The following is a 22,619-nucleotide window of genomic DNA, read 5'->3' as shown; positions in this document are numbered from 1 at the left end:
TGTAATTTTAAAAATGAAAACTAATATTAGTTCAAACACCCATAATTTTTAGACGCCCACCTCATCTTTAAGAGATAAGATATCTAGCGCATTCGTATCTACGAACTCTAAAAGTGAACAAGAAGGACACTGTATGCCAATTCAACTTGGTATTATCGATAAAGATCCAATCAGACTCGTGACCCCTTTACTCGATGATAGAGCTTCATGTCGCCACAGCATATTTATCGGCGATTCAACACAAAAACCTATGTTTGACAAACTCAGCATAGTACTCGATATGCGAGGCATCAAAAGTGAATTTTTTGAAATCTCAAATGTTTCAGATACCGCGATAATCAAAAGAGAAATCACTCAATTAGCTGAGCGCCTTGTGGTGACCGGCGAAGAAATCAAACTTAACGCCAGCTGTGGACTTCGCCACCGTTTACTCTCAGTTTATGAAGTTGTACGCAGTTACAAATGGCCTATTTTTGTGGTTGAACCAAATAGCGACCGTTTAAGTTGGTTATATCCAAATACGCTGCAAGACGTTCAAGTTCAAGACCGCATTACGATTGCGGACTATCTGACTATTTTTGGTGCTCAGGCGCAATTCCCTGATCCTAACGAAGCAATTAAAATCGACAGCTCGTTACTGAAAATTTGTGAAAAGTGGGCTAGCCACGCACTAGAATTAGGCCCAGGCCTTGCGACATTAAACTTCCTAGCGACTACCTGCCGTAAAGAACAAAAACTCGATGTGGCTCTGTCTGAGAAACAGCAAGGCTATCGCGAGTTAAATATTTTGCTGCAAGACTTAGTCGATGCAGAGCTTGCAGCTTACGCCGATGGCGTATTGGTGTTCCGATCTGAACAAGCACGTCGTTTCTCAAATGGCGAATGGCTAGAGTCGTACGTACACACCCAAATAAAGTCTGTGGAAAAAGAGCTTAGCACCATCCAAGATTGTTCATTAAACGTCCAAGTCACCCGTAAAATCGGTGAGAAAGAAGTGCGCAATGAACTCGATGTTGCTACGGTCGTCAACAATAAGCTTCATATCATTGAGTGTAAAACCAAGGGTATGCGTGACGATGGCGATGATACTCTCTACAAATTAGAGTCTCTTCGTGACTTATTAGGCGGTTTACAGGCCAGAGCCATGTTGGTCAGCTTCCGACCACTGCGTTACAACGACATTACCCGCGCAATGGATTTAGGGCTTGGATTAATAGGTCCAGAAGAGCTTAAAGATTTGAAACGTCACTTGAAAGAATGGTTAATTCAAGCAGGCGGTATCGACGTTATTTAATTGATATCGATATTAATAAAAACCCCAGTTCAACTGTTGAACTGGGGTTTTTTAATCAGTAAAGCGCGATAGCCAATAGGGTCATGCGTGACTAGTCACTTAACACGCGTCGCGCCGCTTCAATAACGGTGCGAATAGACAGAGCTTCAATTTCTTTCATTTTACTTTGATCTGGGATCTCTTGCTGAGTGCGATTAATAATCACCCCTGCAACACAGCCCGCTCGTAAGCCTGAGCAGGCACACATGGTGAGCAGAGTTGCCGATTCCATTTCAAAATTGAGCACACCCATCTCTTGCCACTCTTGCATAGAACCTTGGAATCGTTTCACAACGCGACCACTGAACGTATCGTAACGCTCTTGTCCCGGATAAAATGTGTCGCTGGATGCTGTCACGCCAGTATGCACTGTCGCCTTTTCACTGATGGCTGCGTCTTTCATCGCCAACGCAATATTAAAATCAGAGACCGCAGGAAACTCCATGGGTGCAAAGTGTAGGCTCGCCCCGTCTAAACGTACCGATGCAGTGGTAACAATCATGTCTCCCACATTCACATCCGGCTGAATCGCCCCTGTCGTCCCCACTCGTAAAAAAGTATCGACGCCCAATTGCGCTAATTCTTCCACAGCAATAGAAGTCGAAGGACCACCGATCCCTGTTGAACAAACCACGACTTTTTTCCCTGCTAACTCTGACAAATACACAGTGTATTCACGATGGCTAGCAAGAAATTGAGGATTTTGCATACCTTCAGCAATACGCTTCACGCGATCAGGGTCACCAGGGATAATAGCCAGAGTTGCGCCCTGTAAATCGCTCTTATTTACGCCAAGGTGAAATACGTTTTGTTCAGTTGCCATGAAAATATCCTTCTAATTGCCGTCACAGTATAGGTTCATTTCACTGTAAATAAACTCACTCCTTACTATCGTGAGTCAATTCACAGGTTTTAGTCTGAAATATCAGTTGATTTCAAGGTTAAACGATTGCCATCACATTATATCGTCATCAACTGAGTTTATCCTCATCACGATAATGAAGTCAGTAGAAATGATCTAGGTAACGTGTTTGAGAACAAGACGTTCTTTTCAAGCAGTAAACTCTTTGTAAATAAAAGCCCCGAACACGTCGAGGCTAACAGGCATTACAGGGTCGTCAACACAGGCTAAATGGGATTCTTAAAACACGCATCGATAGAGGCCCCAACGGCCCGCAAAATATCACTTCGTGAAATAATGCCCACCAGCTTCCCATTATCAATAACAGGATATACTTTCGGTTTTCCCACCTTCATCATATCAGCCAGCGCAATGATGGATGTATCTGGACTCACTGACAGCACGTCTTTATACATACAATCACTCACAATATGAGTATCTTGACAGTGATAACTGACCTTAATCAGCTTTTCTAATAAATCCTGCTCCGATAAAAAGCCAACAACTTGCTCATTCTCATCAATAACTGGCCCCCCCAAGTGTGGAGAGTTTAATACTTTTTTCAATGCCACAGACAACGACATATCGGGGGTAAAGGTCACCGATTGATGGTCCATGTAATCTCTAACTTTTAATGGTTGCATACTGTACTCCTTAACAGTGAAATGCCACGCTATGCTCTAAGTGTCGACCATATTTATAAAATTACTAAATTGTTTTTCTCTATTTCATTAATCGGCAACTCCAATCGCCATACCAATCACTTTGCATAACTGACCTTTTTCGTTCAGTTGTCTCCCCTAATGCACATTCGTCTAACGCCGGCCCCATATCTGAGTTATGTCGTCATTATTTTTACAAATTTATCTCAAAGCCACTGTTTTTTAACGAAAAACAGACTACTTTTTAATGGAGCAAAAGGATTTGTTTGGATGATGATAAAAACTTCACATTGGATATTGGTTTTCATGATGAGTGCTGTTTTGGCTTTACCTGGTCAAGCTGAGACGCGACGGGCTATGCCATCGTTACCCGCACACGAATTGCCTGTGACCCTTTCAGTAGCGCCCCACTCAGAGGTCGATATAAGCCCGACAAATCTAGACACTGCTTCTAACTCGAACACAAGTCGCGCTCGGTGGTCAGTCGAGATCCCCATCGATTCGACAAATTTTGATTGGATTATCGTGCACAAAGGTGAAGTCCTTGGCGGTGACATCATTGCCATGTATGACGAACGCGTGGAATTTGATAGCGATGAAGTTGGCATTCATAAAATCAAGATGTCGGATATAAAAGAATTACGCACTAAAGACATTATGCAAGTGCGCTTTCTCAACGGCTCTATTATCGAAGGGCATATCATTATTGATGAAAAATACGTTTATGTTAGAGAACAAACCGCCATCACTTACCCTAGAGAGCACATTCTCTCTATTACGCCTTCACTAAAAAGTGGCCGCAGCCTTTGGACAGGTGAAATCAGCGCCGGGCTCAATTTTAAATCGGGAAACACTGAAAGCTTTGATTACTACGCAAGTACTGACCTTCGTTATTTAATCACCACAGGGCGTTTTCATGTGACCTATCGTGGGATCTATGAAGAGGTCCGGGATGGCAATACCGATCAAACTATCACGACCGAAGATAATCATAGGTTTACCGCTAAATACGACTATTTTTATTCGCATAAACTCTACTTTACCTTGCCGAGCTACGATTTGGTGTTAGACGAATTTCGCAACATCAAATATCAAACCTCGCTTGGGGTTGCAGCAGGCTATGAGGTTATCGACATTAAAGGTATGGATCTTAATGTGTACATGGGGCCAAGCATTCAAAGAACACAATTTATCAACGTGGAACCTGGAGAAGAACAAAATGTCCTCTCTCCTGCCTTAGCCTTTGGCTTGGATTTTGAATACGACATCACCTCCGATATCGAATACGTATTTATCTACGATGCAAAAGTGGTCAATAAACAAAGTGGGCAATTTATCCAACGTATTGAATCGGGCTTTGATATTGAACTTATCAACGACTTTGACCTTGCTCTCATCACCGTCATCAACAACACCGCCAACCCCATCGCTAACGAAGATGGCATTCAGCCACAAAGCACCGATGTGTTATTTACCGTTGGCATTGAATATGAATTTTAACTTACGTGATTTGCCTTGTGAATCAACGGCGCAAATTGACATTAATTAATCGACCTAAAATGGATTAATGAGGTAGACATGACTGAGCAAAAAACGGATACAGACAACGCAGACCAAACCGACATCAGTGTTGAGTCAGCAGACAACAACGCTGACGAAAACCAAAAGGATTCGGGGAGGCCCACCAATAGCGAGCCTGCCGATCCTGTCAAAAAACTCACTCGCAATGTTTTTATTGTTGTTGCTGTACTCTTCACTTGGTATTTGTTTGCCGATAGACATACGCCATGGACAGATCAAGCTCGGGTACAAGCGTATGTGGTTCCAATCGCGCCGCAAGTCTCTGGCAGAATATTAGAAGTAAACGTCACTCAAGACCAAATTGTTCAAAGAGGCACTCCATTATTTAAAATCGACCCTTCTGACTTTGAACTCAACGTAGAACTGGCTCAATCTGAGGTAGAAATAGCTGGACAAGAAATTGGCGCAGGTATGGCAAATGTGGTGACCGCTCAAGCCAGTTTAGTCGAAGCTCAGACTAACCTAGAGCATGTGAATGTCCAAAGTGCCCGCGTATTTGAGTTAGAGCAGCGCAAACTCTATTCAAAATCCGATGGCGATAAAGCACGCGCGGCCATCAAACAAGCAAAAGCACAATTACGCATTGCAGAAGCGAATCTTGAAAAAGCCAAGCAATCACTGGGGGCTGAAGGAGAAGCAAACCCAAGAGTGAGAACGGCGATGGCTAAATTAAGGCAAGCTCAGCTTGATCTCAGCCGCACCGAAGTGTTTGCTCCCACAACAGGTGGCATTACCAATTTACAAGTCGATGTTGGGCACTATGCCAATACTGGCTCCCCCATCATGACCTTTGTTGATGCTGACGACATCTGGATTGAAGCGAACTTAAAAGAGAACAACCTCGCCAATTTACGCATTGGCGACCCTGTCGATATCTCGCTCGATATCACCCCAGGAAAGATCTACAAAGGCAGTGTGCGCAGTATCGGATTTGCCGTCGCCAGTGGTTCAAGTGATGCCATCGGTGGATTAGTCTCCGTAAAGTCCACTTCTGGTTGGCTTAGAGATCCACAACGTTTCCCTGTGACTGTCTCCTTTGATGAAGAAATCCCTCAGGGATTACGACGCATCGGTGGGCAAGCCGATGTGCAGTTTTATACCAGTGATAACCTGTTATTAAACGCGATCGCCAAAGGCTATATCAACCTGATCAGTTGGCTGTCTTATGTTTACTAGCCGCGCATTAATGACCTTAAAACAAAACCCAGCGATGGTGCGGCAATTGCGCTTTGCTATAGGGGTTGCCGCTTCAGCGACCATCGCTTATACATTTAACTGGCCGTTGGCATTTTTATTCCCGATATTTACGACTCTATTGCTGTCTATGCCTCTACCGCAAATGACACCGAGCGCGCTTTTCACAGCTTTATTGAATACTTTAAAAGGGTTTTGTTTTGGCTTAATTTTTTCAGTGCTATTAATCAATTTTCCGCTGATTTTCTTACTACTGCTGTTTGTGGCACTGTTTTATATTTATTACTACCTCAATCGTGGTGGCTCATTTTGGCTCACGTTAATGATGATGTTGTCCATGTTGATACTGCCGATGCTTAGCAATATGTCAGAGGGACTCGCCATTGGATTTTCTCTGGGTTTTGTTGCTTCGGCTTGGGCGGCAATTTTATTTACCTTCGCCATGTATTATTTAGTGCCCGACACACAAAAAGCCCCCTTCCCTCCTGCGGCAGTTTTTCATAATACCTATGTGCCCATTGCGGCTACATTGGCATTAAAAAGCACCTTAGTAGCATTTCCCATTGTGGCTTTTTGCATCTCTTTTGCTCGCACGGATCTACTGTTAACTATGGTATTTGCAGCCTTGTTCACCATGAAGCCAGAGCTCAGTGCGGGAAAAGAGGCAGGAAGAAATTCTTTAATTTCAACAGTGTTAGGTGGGCTCGTCGCCTTAGGGTTTTATTGGGCGCTAGTCGGAGTACCGCTGTTTGTCTTTTTCATATTATTGATGTTTGGGATTGCGTTGTTTATGGGAATGAATATTTTCTCATCAAACCCGAATGGTCAATATTATGGCTCAGCGATGACCTGCATTATTGTATTGATCAACGGTAACATGGGCGCCGATTCCGATTTCATGAGTGCATTGGTGTCGAGAATTTTATTCATCTCTCTGGCCATCTTATATATCGTGGTGGCGCTGCGAATGTTAGACAATTTGGGCGTAGGCAAAAAGTAATCAATATCCGCCTGAGCGCCGCCACACACTTCACTGGATTGTGTGGCGGCGCTCTGCATAAGATTTTACTGCAAAGCTAAAAGGTCACGGTTAATAAGGCGCTTCGACCACCACTTTGACTTTTTCATTATTCGTTAAACGCTGATTTTCATCCAGAGCGTTCATTACTGCGAGTAACTCCAAAGATCGCTGGCTGTGATTATCAGCCAGTAATGCAGCTAAAGTTTCACCTTCTGTGGCTTGAACAACTTTGAGCTCCAGTTGCGTGATGGACGAACGTTCTTGCTCAGTCATTGGGCGAAACGAGTGTGCACTGGCGTCAGCCACTGCTTTCTTTTCCTCGCTGGCAATCGTGACTATCTGATAGGTATCAACACCTAAATTGATCCAACCTCTCGTCATATAACTTTTCTGATCTTTCTTTTCATTACTCAACGTAATGCTATAGATGGATTTCCCCCAGCCTAAAGGTTGCTCATCAAGGCTAAGGTCCATTTTATAGCGTCGCTGTAACTCATTTTGAAAACGTATCGCATGTTCTTTCGCGCTAAACTCATTCGAGGCAAGACTTAATACCACCGCAGCATCTTGCGTCTTGTCCACTGCTGCGACAACGGATGCTTGATTTAACGTTACCCACTGCTCTGGAAAATCAATCGCAAACTTGAGTTCTGGTTGTAAGAAAAGTTGCTCGCGGAATATTCCTTTGCTGGGGTTTTGCCCTACCAACAATCCATCAACTTGCGACACAAAATCTTTATGAATCGGCGGAATTTGCGCCACGGTGAGCTTTTTCGCTTCTTTATTCACATCAGCCACTCGATCTGGCGTATATGGATGAGAGTCAAAGTAACTGCGCTCGGATTCCTTCTTAGTTTGTATCTCTACGGTACGATTTAAGCGTTGTAAAATACTGTTCATCGCCAGCGGTTCATAGCCCGCTTTAGCAGCTAAATCGATCCCTAATCGATCGGCGTCACTTTCATGGCTGCGACTATAGCCTGCCATTAATAAATGATTCCCTGCCGAAATAGGCGCATTAATTAAGTTGCCAAGGTCTTCATTGATCACTCCGCCCACGATGTTTCCGGGGATCTCAACAATCCCAGGTAAAATTCCTGAACGCATCTGCTTCACTGAATGACGTTCAGTGACATGGATAATTTCGTGCGCCATTACACACGCCAACTCATCTTCGTTGTTCACCAAGCTAAGCAGACCACGAGACACAAAAATATAGCCTCCGGGTAAAGCAAATGCGTTAGGCGTGGCGTCATCAATAATTTTAAAATGAAACTCAAACTCTGGATTATCGATATGACTCACTAAGCGAGCCCCTACTTGTTGAACATAGGCTTCCATCTTGTGCTTATCATAAATACCGATTTGCGCTTCAACCAAAGCGGCATTTTCAGCGCCTATTTGTTTGTCGTAATCGGTGCTCACACTACAGGCACTCACACCTAATGTGACGGCAGATAAAATACAGATTCTAGGTGGAATATTGGCTAAATAACGGTTCATATCATCCTTGATTAAACTTATTGCATATACAGTGATAGTAACAAAACTATCGGGAACAAAGAGTTAATCAACGCACTTTTTCTTAAAGTTCGCTTTAAATGCCAGCATATCGCACAAATAAACGACCTTATTGATAAAAAGATCGAACAAATCATAGCTGTATATTGACTCGCACTGCGCAAATTCCTAGCCTAAAAGAAACATCTAATGAGAGTTACCATGACCGACACGAATCAAGATATCTTTAATGCTGAATTGTGGGACCTAGTACCGGGCTTTGATTTTGAAGATATTACCTATCACAGAAGCAAAACTCAGGGCACAGTACGTATTGCTTTTGATCGCCCTGACTGCCTAAACGCCTTTCGTCCACGTACTGTTGATGAGCTGTACACTGCTTTAGATCATGCTCGACAATGGTCTGATGTAGGTTGTGTGTTATTGACTGGCAACGGGCCTTCTAAGAAAGGGCAATGGTCATTTTCATCAGGTGGCGACCAACGCATTCGCGGTAAAGATGGCTATAAATACGAAGGCGATGGTGAGCACGTTGCTGATGTGGCTCGTATGGGACGTTTGCATATTCTTGAAGTGCAACGTTTAATCCGCTTTATGCCTAAAGTGGTCATCGCCGTTGTCCCTGGTTGGGCTGTGGGCGGCGGGCACAGCTTGCACGTTGTATGCGACTTAACCCTAGCGTCAAAAGAGCACGCGGTCTTTAAACAAACAGACCCTGATGTGGCCTCTTTTGACTCTGGCTATGGCTCTGCCTACTTAGCCAAGATGATTGGTCAAAAACGCGCTCGCGAAATTTTCTTCTGTGGCTTTGATTACACCGCACAAGAAGCCTTCGAAATGGGGATGGTCAACAAAGTTATCGAACATGCTGATTTAGAAAACGAAGCACTGCGCTGGGCAAAAGAAATCAACAGTAAATCCCCTACCGCAATGCGCATGCTGAAATATGGCTTCAACCTACCTGACGATGGTTTAGTCGGACAGCAACTGTTTGCGGGCGAAGCGACGCGCTTAGCTTATGGCACCGATGAAGCACAAGAAGGTCGAGATGCATTCTTAGAGAAGCGTGCCAAAGATTTTTCTAAGTTCCCTTGGCACTACTGATTCCCTATTCATCATAAGTACTCAGGGAAGATTAACTATATTTAATCTTCCCTCCATCTTGAGTTTACTTCAGCACGTTATAGTGATGACATATTGATAAACATGGAAATCACCTAATGAAACGAACACTGCCTATTATCGGATTATCTAGCCTACTTTTGGCAACAATGCCACTGGCACACGCCAACGATCAACAAGATGCGGCCATTGCGTTAATGGCGCTAAATTCTGCCTCAGCCACACTTTCAACCTTAGCGCCTAAAGTGCGAGCGGTCTCAACTGGAGTCATCACAGAAATAGAGTTGGATGACTACAAAGACACACAAGTGGTGTATAAATTTAAAGTGGTTGATACGAAAGCGGGCAACAAACATAAACTTAGCTACGCCATTGATGACGGTAGCTTACTCAAGCAAAAATCAGAAAGCCTCTCTACTTTTGGCTTTAGTGACTTAGACAAAGAAGAAAGGCTTGCTATCGAGCAAGTTGAAAAATCACAGTTTGATATTGTGACAAAACTACAAGAGCTTGAAGGAAAATATGCAGCGAAAACCTTGGAAGCAGAACTCGAAAGCAAGAAAGGCATTGTCTTTTATGAGGTCGAACTGGCAAGCGCTAAACACGGCATGCAAAAACTGCTGATCAACGTTGCGTCAGGGGAAGAAATTCCAGTCATGCGCTCAAAACATCATTAATAAGGGCATACGCTACGTGAAAGTACTGGTCATTGAAGACGACAAAGATACCCGTGAGTATCTGTGTCAGTCACTAAAACAACAAGGTTGGGAAACCGATAGCGCTGATAATGGTCAAGAAGGGCTGTTTTTAGCGCTAGAGGGAAATTATCAGGTCATTATTTTAGACCGAATGTTACCCACCCTTGATGGACTTACGGTACTTTCAACCCTTCGAGCGGCAAACAACCCCGCTAGAGTGTTAATACTGAGCGCGCTAGATAGCGTTGACGAACGCGTCAAAGGTCTAAAGCACGGTGGTGATGACTACCTCACCAAGCCATTTGCACTTGCCGAGTTAATGGCTCGCGTGGAGATATTGGCCAGTCGCACCTCCTCTAGCAGTACACAAGCACTGCAAAGCCAACTGCGAAATGGACATATTCAACTCGATCTGTTGTCACAAGAAGTACGGGTCGACTCGAAAAAAGTACTGCTGCAAGCCAAAGAGTTTAAACTGCTGCGGTATCTGATTGAGCATGCCGGACAAGTCGTGACTCGGTCGCTGTTATTTGAAGCTGTGTGGGACTATCACTTTGATCCTCAAACCAATGTTATTGATGTGCATATTGCAAGATTAAGAAAGAAACTCGAAGCGGAAGGCCAGCCCAACTTAATTGAAACAGTGCGTGGCGCTGGTTATAAAATGGTCAAGGCACCATGAGTTCACTACTGGCAAGAGGCAAACAACAGCTAATTATCTTATGGCGTCGTCACTCATTGTGGCGTCTTTCTCTTTCCATTGCATTAATGCTTTGGCTTGCCGTCGCTGTCGCTCTGTTTAGCATCTACCAGTTAAGTATCCAGCCTTTAATTCAATCTCGTCAGCAAATTTTATTGCAACACGCGCAGCAATTACAAAGTGCCAGTGAAACAAACTCAATTGATACACTGCCCCATATTCTTGATGACACCTTATACAACCCGCAAGGTATTATTACCGTGTTACGCAGTGACGACGGGCAATTATATGGTTCACTGAATTATTTCCCCCGTACCCTACCGTCGTGCCCGACGCTTAAACCGTTTCCTGTCATTGCAGGTCACGGAGATAATATCGTCCTACTAGAAGGTTGTCAGTTTCATATCAAGGGCTATTCGGTACTCGTTGCCACCGACAGTGAGTACCTATGGCAAGTAAGAGACAATTTTGAAAATGCCGCGATTGTGGTACTGATTTTTACCTTTTTTATTGCATTAATTCCCAGCGGGTTTATTCGTTATAAAATGAAACGACAATTATCTGAAATACACACTGTCGTATCACAAATTGAAAAGGGCCACTTTAATGGGCGTATTCGCACCAATAACTCACATGATGAGTGGGACAACATCGCGCATTACATCAATGCCATGTTGGATAAAATTGAATCATCAATAACACAAATACAAAGTGTGACTGACGCCATCGCTCACGACTTACGAACCCCTTTAACCCGAATTAAAAATCGTATTACTACCTTACAAGCACTCTCACAAACTCAACCAATATCCAATGTACAACATCAGCAGATTCAAGATGACTTTGATGGCTTGCTTCAAACCTTTAATGCCATGCTTGAATTGAGTAAATTGGAATCAAGTAATGATAGGAGTCGCTTCGTTGACGTGGATCTCGCACAAATTATTATCGATGCCGTCGATTTAGTTGAGCCTCAATTTGAAGACAAGCAGCAACAGATCACGACAGACCTTGAAAAAGTACACTATCAAGGTGAACCTTCATTATTATTTCGTATGGTGTATAACTTATTAGACAATGCTCATAAATATTGCCCTAATCAAACATCCGTTCGTATAAAGCTGACACAAAGCACCTTGGTTATTGAAGATGACGGCCCCGGAGTAAATGAAGCTCAGCAACAAAAGATATTTCAACGTCTTTATCGAGTCGATAAATCACGAACGACCCCAGGTTTTGGACTAGGCTTACCCTTAGTCGCAGTGGTCGCACAGTTACACGACATGAACATAGAGGTGCAGTTCACTCACCCTCAACAACAAAGCGGACTGAAAATCGTCTTTCACTTTGCCAACATAAAAGCATGAATGTAACGCCACCCATGCGTGGCATCCTATGTGCCGTGATGCATAATTATCCTAACAAATCCCGGGACTTCTTCTTTCAAAGTAAATAGATGTTCAAAAATAGCGCAAAAAAATGCGCGAGAACAAAACGTGAAGTTAAACAAACTATTATTCTACTCTTCATAAGCATAAGTCTGTCATCATGGCATTTGTACATGCTAGGATAACCCGCGATTTACGTACGTTGCTCTCTCATCACACCGGACATTCATGACTCAAGCATTTCAAAAAAAACCTATCTTACTGGCATGCGCCATTATTAGCATCGGTCAGTTAAGCATGGGGCTGGTCTATCCATCTCTGCCTTGGATTGCCAAAGATTTTTCTATCTCTTTAGATCAAGCTCAGCTGTTAGTCAGCGTATATTTACTCGGATTTGGCCCCTCTCAATTTGTGTACGGCCCACTGTCCGATGCACTAGGAAGAAAAAAGATTCTGCTTTCTGGCTTACTTATTGCCATGCTAGGTCTAATGTCGATCATTTTCTTATCTCACTCCTTTCATGCCATGGTACTAGGGCGCTTTTTGCAAGGCTTAGGGACAGGATGTTGTGCCGTATTGGCCCGCGCTTCTACCAGAGACAGTTACAGCGGAAGCCAACTGCCTACAGCTCTGTCTTACATTGCGATGGTGGCATCATTGACGCCTCTGGTCGCTCCTATTATCGGTGGTTTTATTAACCATTATTTAGGTTGGGGAATGGTGTTTGTCTCCTTGCTTGGCTACGTGGCGCTTGCGTGGCTGATGTTATTAGTTGGCTTTAAAGAGACCATGCACAATAAAAAAGCCATCCCATCCCCTAAATTCATGTTTCATCAGTACAAAGAGCTTCTTAAATCACGCTACTTTGTCAGCTTTGCCAGTGTCTCTTGGCTCAACTTTAGTTTAACGGTCACCACCACCTCTTTAATGCCTTTCATCCTGCAAAATCAAATTGGTATGACGTCCGACCGATACGCATTGTGGGCCATTATTCCAACGATAGGTTTATTAATAGGCTCTACTGTTAGCAACAAACTTCGCCCTGTCATTGGCATTCACAGAACCTTAAAAATGGCACCCTTTATCCAACTCATTGGCGCCACTTGGCTAATTTTGTGCCCAGTAGAACCACTGTGGTTGATGCTAGGGCAATTCTTTATGGTGTTGGGGAATGGGTTTGCTATGCCTTGTGCACAGGCAATGGTAATGCAGCCCTACAGCAAACAAGCCGGGGCGGCGGCGGCAATGCAAGGAGGCGGACAAATGATAGTGTCTTCTCTTATCAGTATGAGCTTAATGAGTATGGGGCTTCGTCACGCATGGCAACTGGGATGTGTCATCGCAGTATTTGCCACGCTCACCTATATCAGCATTTATAGAGGGTTTAAAACAGAAGTGCCAAGTCACTGACTTGGCACAAAAAGAGGGAGGGTTAAAGGTATTCGGCAATGACTGGCACAATAGACAGTACTAATAGTATCGCCATACATACATTGAATAATTTCTGATGCTTAGGTTCGGACAATATCAATCTGACTTTTGTTCCAAAAACTAACCATACCCCCACGCAAGGAAATGCCACTAAGAAAAATAAGCCAGCGATGAGTCCTACCTGGCTGTAGATATTCATCCCATTGCTGGTGTAGGTTGCCACCGCTCCAGTGGCCATGATCCACGCTTTAGGGTTTACCCATTGAAACAATGCCCCTTGGAAAAAAGTAAATGGCTTAGCTTCTTCACAAGACAAGGAATCGGTTTCAGCTGAGGCTATTTTCCAAGAAAGATACAGTAAATAGACAATACCTAGAATTTTTATCACATCGTGTAGGCTCGGTATCCACTGGAAAAGAGATCCCAGCCCTAACCCAATAGCCACCACCATAGTCGGAAAACCAATGCAGATCCCCATAAAGTGAGGCAAGCTACGCTTTACACCATAGTTCATCCCAGAAGTCATCATCATGATGTTGTTTGGGCCCGGTGTGATTGTACTGGAAAACGCGAACAATAAAATTGCGGAAAAAAGTTCCATTTAGATACCTAAGTTAAACAGACTATTACTGTGATTCGTCGGAGGTAGACGAGTAAACACCTTTAAGGAAGTCGTCTTTATCTTGCCACACACCGTTTAACCAACGATGAAAACCTCTTTTAAAGGTTTTGTCATTAAAGTAATCACCACTTAGGTTCTCATCAATTTCATGAAGTTTGATGTTCACAACCACTTTGGTCATGCGCCCTTTCAACAAGTCATCAAACGGATTTTCACGGTTTTCAGGGTAAGCGAGGGTGACGTCCACTACACCATTGAGCAATTCGTTCATGGCATTTAAAGTAAATGCCACCCCACCCGTTTTAGGCTTGAGTAAATGCTGATAAGGCGTCTTGGCTGTGGCCATTTTTTCTTGGCTAGCACGCGTTCCTTCGGCAAAGCTGATCATAGTTGTCGGTACACGTCGAAATTTCTCACAAGCCTTGTTGATGGCATCAAAATCGTCATTGCGACGCTCAGGGTGGCGAACCAAATACTCATGCGAATGGCGACGCATAAAGGGCATATCCAATCCCCAACAGGCTAAACCAACAAAGGGAACATACAATAGGCTGTGCTTTAACAAAAATTTACCCATTGGCATTTTGTCTTTCATTACCGAAGACAAAATCACAATATCAGCCCAACTTAAATGGTTGGAGATCAATAGATACCATTGATCTTTAGACAGATTTTCACCGCCTTCTATCTGCCAATCAATTTTGTTATTCACATTCAGCAACCACAAATTGATCGTGGCCCACAACCACATTTGTTTGTTCGCCAATTTACTCATGGCGACTTTCACTCCTAGAAATGGCAAAACAAATTTGATAATTGCCAAAATACTAACTACAAATGAAGTGAAGGCCGTATTCAACATGACCAGAAAAACATTCATGATCATCTGTATATTTTTAAGCATTTACTAAGTCCCTTGCTTGTGAAGGCGTAATCATATCTCAGAATCGTAAACAGATTAATCGCAAAAGTGTATTTTCTCCAACGAATAGACGCTACTGCACACTTAGCGAACAAAGATTGATCAGAAAACTACATTGATTGACAAAATGAGAGGGATGGGTTCATCGAATCTCTAATGACTGGCATTCATTTCCCTTGTCATATCTACAAAGGCTTGTATGTAGTCATTCTCTTTATCCGCAACACGTACGCAGGCATAAAGATGGCGACGAATTCCATCACCTAAAGGACGGGTTGCGATCAAATCTTGGTTTTCAAAAGTGCGAACCGCCCATTCAGGTAGGGCTGCAACCCCAAAGCTTCCTGATACCATTTGCAATAAGGTGGATGTGTTGTCCACGGTTTTCCATTTTAATGGCTCACAACCACTGGGCTTTAAAAATAAGTTATAAACGTCCATACGGCGCTTATCCACCGGATAAGTTAAAAGAGCATGTGCGGCCAGATCGCTCGCTTGAATGCTTTTTTTGCTCACTAACGGGTGATCATTGCTCATCACCAACTGCAACTCATAACCAAACAATGGGATAAAATATAAATCTCCTCTAGACTCGACATCCGAGGTGATCATGACATCGATTTCTCCGGCTAATAATCGCTCTAATGGGTGCTGATGAAAACCAGACTCAAGATCCACATCCAAGCAAGAAAAAGTGTTTTGAAACTGTTTAATTGTCGGCAATAACCATTGAAAACAACTATGACAATCTATCGCGAGTGTAAAACGAGAATTTAAGTCTGAATGTGTTAGTTGCTTTTCTGCCGCTGCGATTTGAGGGAGCACATTATCGGCTAATGCAATCACCACTTGCCCTTGAGAGGTAAACTTTATGGGCTTGGTTTTACGATAGAACAGCTGTGCACCAATACGTACTTCAAGCTCTTTAAGTTGATGAGAAATAGCAGATTGAGTGATATGTAAATTTTCCGCACAAGCGGCAATAGAGCCAAACTTGGCTAGCCCTTGAATCGTCCTTAAATGCTTTAGCTCTAACATCATCTGTCCTAGTGATCTTTAACGCTACTAACATACAGGGCTGATTTGAACATGTAAACGTCTAGAAGGCTAAAATTAACATTACATAATCGTCAGAATAAAACGAGTGAACGTAACATCGAAAGAATATAAGAGAAGCTATTTCAACAAGTTGCGCCAGAAAGTGCATTGAAATAGACGTTTGAAGAAAGTGACAGTACTAAAAAGAGGCGGTGCCTCTTTTTAGTCTATTGATGATACTCACACACTAAGTGTTAAATACACCACCATCGAACACCACCCAACCAAAGCACCCAAGAACAATAGAAACCTAGGTAGCGTCCTTGCGCTTTCCTTACGCTGCTCTTCTGTGATATTTGCATTTTTACCTGTCATAAAACGCTTTGCCAATTTCATCGTACCACTCCCTATCCGAAATAGACTCTATTCACTCTTAATACCATACCGTCACCACCATGAAACCACACGCATAAAATGGTCATTCAGTGAGTCATATCAGATTCTGTTGCGCTAAAACTCGAGGAATGAACGGCCCTGAGTGGCAGTCCAATATAGGCTCATATGGAAGTAGCGCAAAATAATATTCCTTTGTCATAAAATCTTCATTATTTGTAAGCATTTGTAATGGCAAAGGAAATAAAAAACGACCAACAGCAAGGTTAAACCTACGACTTTTTTCATACTTGAATAAGTATTCTGGTTGAACTATTCATTATATTGAGTGTTTTTTGTACACCATTAAGGTCATCGGTCTCATTTAGGGGATATTGTTAATAGAAATAATGCTAAGACTTAAACGAATCTCGACATTTAATCCTTTTTGTACAGAAGTCAGGTAAGAAGAAAGCAGTGGAAACAGAAAATTGCCTCTCACAGCGAGTAACCTTTAATAATAGTGGGAGCACATCATGGAGAATCAATCGTGTCCCTTTCTCAAGGAGTAAAAACACACCTTAAACAATCTGGTATAGCGCTTATAGAGTTCTCTATCGTTGCTACCCTTCTGTTTGCCTTACTGTTTACTATTGTCGACTTTGCCCTCTATGGATACGTAAAACTCACTATGCAACACGCCGTGCGCGAAGGGGCTAGATATGCAATAACGGGTCGTACTGATTTAGACCCCGACGAAGACGAAGACGGCAATCAAGAACGTGGCAAAGCCATTTTACAAAAAATTGACCTCTCCTCTAACGGCCTTATGTCTAAGGTTGTGACCAATAACGGTATAAAAGTCAGCTCCAACGGCAGCTACATTAATGATGGAACGTTTGGCGCTTCAGGCGAGGCCATTGTTCTAGAAATTGCCTGCGAATGGCCTACCTTCAGCCCTATTATTTATCCCTTGCTAAGTGATGGTAAATACAAGTTTGTGGTTAAAACAGCAATGAAGAATGAGGCATTTTGATGAAGAGGATTCAATTGGATAACGTCTATTCTCGAACAAAAACAGCCGGGCTTGCATCGGTAGAGATGACCTTCATCGTGCCTATCCTACTCATTATTATGATGGGGATTTTCGAATTGACCCAAGTCATACAAGCGAACAACATCATCATCAGTATCAGCCGTGAGGGAGCAAACCTCATCTCTCGCAACAGCTCTCAAACACCTGAACAAGTCATGGACACCATTGCCTCCACATCCGATCCCTTAGATTTAAATCAAGATGGCATTATTTACATTAACCTAGTGGTCGGAAGAGAGGATGACGGGGGTAACCCAATAGATCCGGTATTAAGTCAGCAATATCGCTGGGGTGACTTTGGCTATACCGCCAGCAGTTCCACATGGAGTGGCTGTTCAGAATGGACGGGGGACGATAACGGGATATGCAATATGGATTCAGATCCAGTACTCACGGATTTTCCCTTACAGCTAGACAGTGGTGAGTCTGTTTACGTTGTCGAGGTCATGTACCGCTATTCTCCGATTTCGACACTGATCTTTGATAGTGACTTTACCATCAAAGAAATTACCTACCTTTAAGGAGTCGTTATGGATAAGACTCGAACTACACAACATTCAAAACGTCAATATGGATTAGCAGTATTACTGACGGTTGTCGCCTTACCCTTTCTGTTGATCATGGCAGGATTAGCCATTGATTCCGGCCGAGCCTATAGCATGCAGGCAAAATTGTTCGCCGCCATTGACGCCGCAGGCATTGCGGCTGCAAGAGCCGTCTCGTCAGGCAGCAGTCAAACCTTACGCGAAGCTAATGCTACCGCCGCCGCACAGAAGTATTTCAACGTTAATATTTCTCAAGCACTTCAAAGTAGTCATCCGTCGTTATCCACTCCGGTATTTAACTATGATAGCGAAGGGAATATCTCTATCTCTCTTACCGCAAACGCTAATATGCCGACCTCTTTTATCCGGCTTTTAGGCTTTGATACTTGGGCAATAGGCGTTGAGGCAGAAACCATTCGTCGCCCTGTAGATATATCACTGGTGATTGATAACTCCGGTTCATTAAGAGATGTGTTCGATGTGGTTCAGCAACGATCTAAAGACTTTTTAAGTAACTTTAATCCCGAGTTTGATCGAGTCGCGGTGACCCAATACGGTTATGGTGCAAATGCAGTTGTGCCTTTTAACTTAGTTCAGCGCAGCTATAGTAGCAGCGATGTAGAACAAAAGATTGATACGATGACCTACAGGACGGGAGGTAGCAACCACTACACTAATACTGCTGAGGGCTTCTATCAAGGCTATGCCGAGTTTGACACTAACGATAGCTTATCCGCTAATTTGAAAGTCATTGTCGTGTTTACCGATGGCGCACCAAATACCTTCACCTCTAACTTTGTTGTCGATAACAACAACACTTATCTTGCCTCGATATCCACCACCGACAGTGAAGCTAGGGGGCTATGGGACCCAACTAAAATGCGCGATCGAATGTCCTATGTATTACAAAATGGCAACACGGTCAGTTCAAATAATGACAGTCAAGGCAGTGAAATCTACAAATACGTCAGCATCTCTAATAACGACAGCTATCATGGGTTTTCATTACTCGGAGGTCCTAGAGCGGGCAATACCACTTATTCCTACTCTGGTGGTTCAGGCGATAAAACCGACTTTAAGAATGTAATACGGAGTATTTCTCGAGATCTTCCAGAAAAAATGGCCTACCAAGCCAGAGAAGACGGCGTATACGTATTTACTCTTGGGTTGGGTGATGCTCTATTGGATGACATGGGGCACGGCACGGGAGAAGATATGTTATATCGGATGGCAAATGACCCAAGTATGCAAAGTAGAGCAGCGACCGCTGGCGAGTTTCAAGCGGATCAAAAACAAGGCTTATACTGCTTTGCACAAAACGAAGACGACTTAGGGCCCTGTTTTGACAAGATGCTAGACGTCATTATCAGGCTTACCTTGTAACAATACACAAACAACGCAAGGGCTGATTAAAAGCGAGATTAAGCGCAATGCACTGAATTTTGTTCGTTACAAGTTTGTTCGTTACAGTTCAGTGCAAAAACAGTGGTTTAAGAACCCACCAGCCCTCCCCCTCAAATATGACAACTAAGTTCTACTTTATCTATCTGTAACAAGACGCCCATAGTAGTGACAATGCAAACTGAAAATGGAACTTCGGTTAGTATTATCAAGGATTTTTATGTTTGCTAGTATCGCGATTATATCCAAAGAAGGGGTTGATATCGCACTCATTATCGCTCTACTTTTGATCAGCACTAAGGGCATTTTAGATGCGAAAAAATGGCTATTTTATGGCTGTATAATGGGTATTGTCACGGCTGTCGTATTGGCTATTGTCGCCCTGACTAATGCCTGGCTCGCAACGGCATTTAAAGCGAAACTCACTCAAGCTGCCTTTCTTATTTTGTTGAGCTATCTTATTGCTACAACAACTATTTTTATACAATCAAAACCGTTTACCAAAGACAATAGCGAGGCGAATATAAAAACATGGAAGTGCGCCCTTCCTCTATTTATCTTATTGCTCATCGCTGTGTTCATAGTAGTGCGTGACGGATTCAACGTCGCATTCTTTCTCCTGAACTTAGTTCATCAATCTGATATTACCCACTCTTCTATCATCATAGGCAGTCTGATCGGTGTTCTACAAACCATAGTGGTAGGCGCGGTGGCATACGCCGGCTTAATCCTTATCGAAGTCAATATTACACTGAGTGTTTTTCCTACATTGATGGCGCTATTAAGTGCAGGAATGGCTGGACAAGCGGTGATAAAACTATCAAGCATCGGCCTTTTACCCCCCATCATTCCACAACTTTGGAACACAACTCCCTACTTTGATCACCACAGTAATTGGTTGGCACTGATCATGCGCGTAATGGTAGGCTATACCGAAAAACCTAGCCTAATGCAGTTGATCGTTTATATCGCGACATTTATGGCTATATTCATAATAAGTAAAAATGCGAAGCGGAAAAGAGTTAGGGCTATCCCCTTACCACCCTCAGTGATTGATTAAAAAGAGAAACAGGGAAAACTGGAAGGTCTCCACGAGAACATGAGTCTTCTTCGAGGAGTAAGCATTAAATTAACACCCGCCCATAAAAAATGGGGCTGATCTTTCATTATGCGCTTACCTGCCACAATGACGACCAACCCCACCAATAAAGAGTTTATAGAACTCTATTATTTAAATACGATAGAAGAACCCACCATATCTTCAGTCAATACCGTTAGGTTAGATGCACCAACACCGCCTACCGCTTTCACTAAGCCTTGCTCATCTCGCTCCATTGCTGGCTTTTCTGTTGAGATACCTTTTGGCAGAGGGTCCAATCCTTCAATTTGACCGTAGAAGATGTTGTTCTTGAATTTAGAACCTACCATCTTGAATTTCTCGCCTTCAAACTGTCTAAATGCGTTTGTGCCCGGCTCTACAGCAATTGATAAGTTGTTTTCAAATACCGTATCTACCGCAGGGAAAATAGTCTCTGCACGAGTATTGTCCGTCAAGCTGACGCGGTGAATCGCGTTACTACCAAAAATGCCCTGAGTGTTGTTCACTAAGGTGTTGTTTTTCACTACAACATCTTTTGGTGTCCACTGCTTTTGCAGAGTTTTGCCCACTGAATCTTTGCTCAGTACTTCACCATTAGCAACATCAATGATGCCCGTGTTTAGAACAAGACCACCACGGTAAGTGCCCTTACCTAAAGTCCCTTCAATGTAGTTATTCTCGATACGGTGATTTTCATCATAAATTCGGATACCACCAGAGTTTACAGTGCCATCTGGCAGAATAACGTTATTCGTTACAACGTTATTATGACCGTGTCTTAGTGAAATCATCGAGGTACTGTTGCGAATCGTATTGCTATCAAACGTAACGCCACTGGCTTTAATCGAAATCAGTTCAATTTCACCAGAACCGGTTTTACCAACATAACCACTGATATTGTCAAAGTAGTTATTCTTCACCACACTTTGAGAATCAAACAATGAATTATGGCTATCACCCACACGGATAGCTTGACGGTCATTACGGTTTGTTCTCACCATTTTAGGGTTAGAATTTTCAATCAATTCAATATCTAAAGCGGTTAAATCTTTAAAAATATTGCCTTCAATTAACGTTTTCTCAAGCTTCGCTGAGGTTTGAACAACCAACATTGCGCCACGCTTGTACTTGCCTTCAAAAGTATTGTTAGTGATCTTGTTGTTTTCACCACCCACAGTTACCCAACGGATATTTGGGTACTTACCCTTAGAATCTGGCACATAAGCATAATCGTTGAACTTGTAAATAACCGAGTTATTTAGCGTGTTATTTTTACCAAAGATACCGAATACACCCATGATGTTTGCATCGTGGCTTACCGTGCTCAATGTCGCGCCGCCATCAGTAAAGACCAAGCTTTCAATTAAGTTGTTATCGCCTTTGATGATGAACTGAGTTGAACCATTAAAAATAACGCTTCCCGCAACTTCAGGTTTAATCGTCACATTATTGGCTGTTAGGGTTACGCTGCCTAAATCTCGGTAATGACCGGCTTTGATGCTAATCACATCACCGTCTTTCGCATTCACAATGCTTTCACGAAGCTCAAGAACTTGTTGCATTGAAGCAATGCTAACGCCTTGATCTACCATCACTAAAGTGGGTTTAGTTACTAGCTCGGTTTTACCTTGGTTTGATGCACAACCAGCTAATAGTAAAGAACCTGCGATTAATAAAATGGGTGCCTTTTTCATGACCGTCTCTTTTGTAGGGATTTATTCTGAAACGCACATTAGCAACAATAATCACACTCAAGCAATTGCATAGATTCAGGTTTGCTATCAAACACCTGTCTTTTTCATCAATTTGTCGACCATGTCATGTATTTAAATACTACAAGTAACACTATCAAGGTTTAGGGTTGAAAAATGAAGTCAGTACAAGTATTAGAGCAGTCGATAGGAGGGAAAAAACCGGGAAAACGTACTGGATAGATTGTCTACTAATAGATATCGAGTTTGGCTATAGCCTT

General features: G+C 42.9%; 20 protein-coding genes. 13 read left to right on the top strand and 7 right to left on the bottom strand.

Annotated features, from left to right (window positions below):
- Positions 1–133: 133 nt before the first annotated feature.
- The gene (locus tag VEZ01S_RS05315; protein WP_021712985.1) at positions 134–1,294 is read left to right on the top strand and encodes a Card1-like endonuclease domain-containing protein; all 1,161 of its coding nucleotides are present in this window, start codon (positions 134–136) and stop codon (positions 1,292–1,294) included.
- A gap of 91 nt (positions 1,295–1,385) precedes the next feature.
- Here VEZ01S_RS05315 and udp read toward each other — a convergent pair whose 3' ends face one another.
- Together udp and VEZ01S_RS05305 are read right to left on the bottom strand one after the other, a co-directional pair.
- Positions 1,386–2,156: a uridine phosphorylase gene (udp, locus tag VEZ01S_RS05310; RefSeq protein WP_021712984.1), complete on the bottom strand. Its 771-nt coding sequence runs from the start codon at positions 2,154–2,156 to the stop codon at positions 1,386–1,388.
- A 305-nt stretch (positions 2,157–2,461) separates the two neighbouring features.
- Positions 2,462–2,878 carry a CBS domain-containing protein gene (locus VEZ01S_RS05305; RefSeq protein ID WP_021712983.1) on the bottom strand — a complete coding sequence of 139 codons (417 nt, stop codon included), beginning with the start codon at positions 2,876–2,878 and terminating at the stop codon, positions 2,462–2,464.
- 288 nt (positions 2,879–3,166) lie between these two features.
- Here VEZ01S_RS05305 and VEZ01S_RS05300 point away from each other — a divergent pair, with 288 nt between their 5' ends.
- The 3 genes from VEZ01S_RS05300 to VEZ01S_RS05290 all read left to right on the top strand — a co-directional run bounded on the left by VEZ01S_RS05300 (position 3,167) and on the right by VEZ01S_RS05290 (position 6,671).
- Positions 3,167–4,396 (top strand): DUF481 domain-containing protein, encoded by a 1,230-nt coding sequence (locus tag VEZ01S_RS05300; protein ID WP_235868497.1) that lies wholly within the window; start codon positions 3,167–3,169, stop codon positions 4,394–4,396.
- A gap of 78 nt (positions 4,397–4,474) precedes the next feature.
- Positions 4,475–5,653 carry an HlyD family secretion protein gene (locus VEZ01S_RS05295; RefSeq protein WP_021712981.1) on the top strand — a complete coding sequence of 393 codons (1,179 nt, stop codon included), beginning with the start codon at positions 4,475–4,477 and terminating at the stop codon, positions 5,651–5,653.
- Positions 5,643–6,671: a DUF2955 domain-containing protein gene (locus VEZ01S_RS05290; protein ID WP_021712980.1), complete on the top strand. Its 1,029-nt coding sequence runs from the start codon at positions 5,643–5,645 to the stop codon at positions 6,669–6,671. The genes VEZ01S_RS05295 and VEZ01S_RS05290 overlap by 11 nt, the downstream gene beginning before the upstream one ends.
- 90 nt (positions 6,672–6,761) lie before the next feature.
- On the opposite strand, the gene VEZ01S_RS05285 is transcribed toward VEZ01S_RS05290, so the two are convergent.
- Positions 6,762–8,195, bottom strand: a complete 1,434-nt coding sequence (locus VEZ01S_RS05285) for a M48 family metalloprotease (RefSeq protein ID WP_021712979.1) — start codon at positions 8,193–8,195, stop codon at positions 6,762–6,764.
- A gap of 207 nt (positions 8,196–8,402) precedes the next feature.
- Here VEZ01S_RS05285 and VEZ01S_RS05280 point away from each other — a divergent pair, with 207 nt between their 5' ends.
- From VEZ01S_RS05280 to VEZ01S_RS05260, 5 genes are all read left to right on the top strand, one after another.
- Entirely contained in the window at positions 8,403–9,317 is a 915-nt protein-coding gene (locus tag VEZ01S_RS05280; RefSeq protein WP_205528898.1) for a 1,4-dihydroxy-2-naphthoyl-CoA synthase, read from the top strand.
- A 116-nt stretch (positions 9,318–9,433) separates the two neighbouring features.
- Positions 9,434–10,012: a hypothetical protein gene (locus VEZ01S_RS05275; protein ID WP_021712977.1), complete on the top strand. Its 579-nt coding sequence runs from the start codon at positions 9,434–9,436 to the stop codon at positions 10,010–10,012.
- Between the two features lie 16 nt (positions 10,013–10,028).
- Positions 10,029–10,715 (top strand): response regulator transcription factor, encoded by a 687-nt coding sequence (locus VEZ01S_RS05270; protein WP_021712976.1) that lies wholly within the window; start codon positions 10,029–10,031, stop codon positions 10,713–10,715.
- A complete protein-coding gene (locus VEZ01S_RS05265; RefSeq protein WP_021712975.1) occupies positions 10,712–12,100 on the top strand; it encodes a sensor histidine kinase in 1,389 nt (462 codons plus the stop codon). Before VEZ01S_RS05270 ends, VEZ01S_RS05265 begins: the two co-directional genes overlap by 4 nt.
- 249 nt (positions 12,101–12,349) lie before the next feature.
- Positions 12,350–13,531 (top strand): multidrug effflux MFS transporter, encoded by a 1,182-nt coding sequence (locus tag VEZ01S_RS05260; protein ID WP_021712974.1) that lies wholly within the window; start codon positions 12,350–12,352, stop codon positions 13,529–13,531.
- Positions 13,532–13,553: 22 nt separating this feature from the next.
- Here VEZ01S_RS05260 and VEZ01S_RS05255 read toward each other — a convergent pair whose 3' ends face one another.
- From VEZ01S_RS05255 to VEZ01S_RS05245, 3 genes are all read right to left on the bottom strand, one after another.
- Positions 13,554–14,153 (bottom strand): LysE family translocator, encoded by a 600-nt coding sequence (locus VEZ01S_RS05255; RefSeq protein ID WP_021712973.1) that lies wholly within the window; start codon positions 14,151–14,153, stop codon positions 13,554–13,556.
- A 25-nt stretch (positions 14,154–14,178) separates the two neighbouring features.
- Positions 14,179–15,078, bottom strand: coding sequence for a 1-acylglycerol-3-phosphate O-acyltransferase, YihG family (gene yihG, locus VEZ01S_RS05250; RefSeq protein ID WP_021712972.1), 900 nt, complete (start codon positions 15,076–15,078; stop codon positions 14,179–14,181).
- 171 nt (positions 15,079–15,249) lie between these two features.
- A complete protein-coding gene (locus VEZ01S_RS05245) occupies positions 15,250–16,134 on the bottom strand; it encodes a LysR substrate-binding domain-containing protein (RefSeq protein WP_021712971.1) in 885 nt (294 codons plus the stop codon).
- 922 nt (positions 16,135–17,056) lie between these two features.
- Between VEZ01S_RS05245 and VEZ01S_RS05240 the strand changes: the two genes are divergently transcribed.
- The 4 genes from VEZ01S_RS05240 (at position 17,057) to VEZ01S_RS05225 (ending at position 20,608) form a co-directional block, all read left to right on the top strand.
- Positions 17,057–17,542 carry a TadE/TadG family type IV pilus assembly protein gene (locus VEZ01S_RS05240; protein ID WP_021712969.1) on the top strand — a complete coding sequence of 162 codons (486 nt, stop codon included), beginning with the start codon at positions 17,057–17,059 and terminating at the stop codon, positions 17,540–17,542.
- The gene (locus VEZ01S_RS05235; protein WP_021712968.1) at positions 17,542–18,123 is read left to right on the top strand and encodes a TadE/TadG family type IV pilus assembly protein; all 582 of its coding nucleotides are present in this window, start codon (positions 17,542–17,544) and stop codon (positions 18,121–18,123) included. Before VEZ01S_RS05240 ends, VEZ01S_RS05235 begins: the two co-directional genes overlap by 1 nt.
- Before the next feature lie 9 nt (positions 18,124–18,132).
- Entirely contained in the window at positions 18,133–19,530 is a 1,398-nt protein-coding gene (locus VEZ01S_RS05230) for a vWA domain-containing protein (RefSeq protein WP_021712967.1), read from the top strand.
- 238 nt (positions 19,531–19,768) lie between these two features.
- Complete coding sequence (locus VEZ01S_RS05225; RefSeq protein WP_021712966.1) at positions 19,769–20,608, top strand: FTR1 family protein; 840 nt, start codon at positions 19,769–19,771, stop codon at positions 20,606–20,608.
- 167 nt (positions 20,609–20,775) lie between these two features.
- On the opposite strand, the gene VEZ01S_RS05220 is transcribed toward VEZ01S_RS05225, so the two are convergent.
- A complete protein-coding gene (locus tag VEZ01S_RS05220) occupies positions 20,776–22,341 on the bottom strand; it encodes a polysaccharide lyase 6 family protein (RefSeq protein ID WP_021712965.1) in 1,566 nt (521 codons plus the stop codon).
- Positions 22,342–22,619 lie beyond the last annotated feature (278 nt).

Origin of the sequence: Vibrio ezurae NBRC 102218 (genome assembly GCF_000467185.1) — a bacterium.
Classification (GTDB): domain Bacteria; phylum Pseudomonadota; class Gammaproteobacteria; order Enterobacterales; family Vibrionaceae; genus Vibrio; species Vibrio ezurae.
This window is presented reverse-complemented; position numbering and strand designations above follow the sequence as displayed.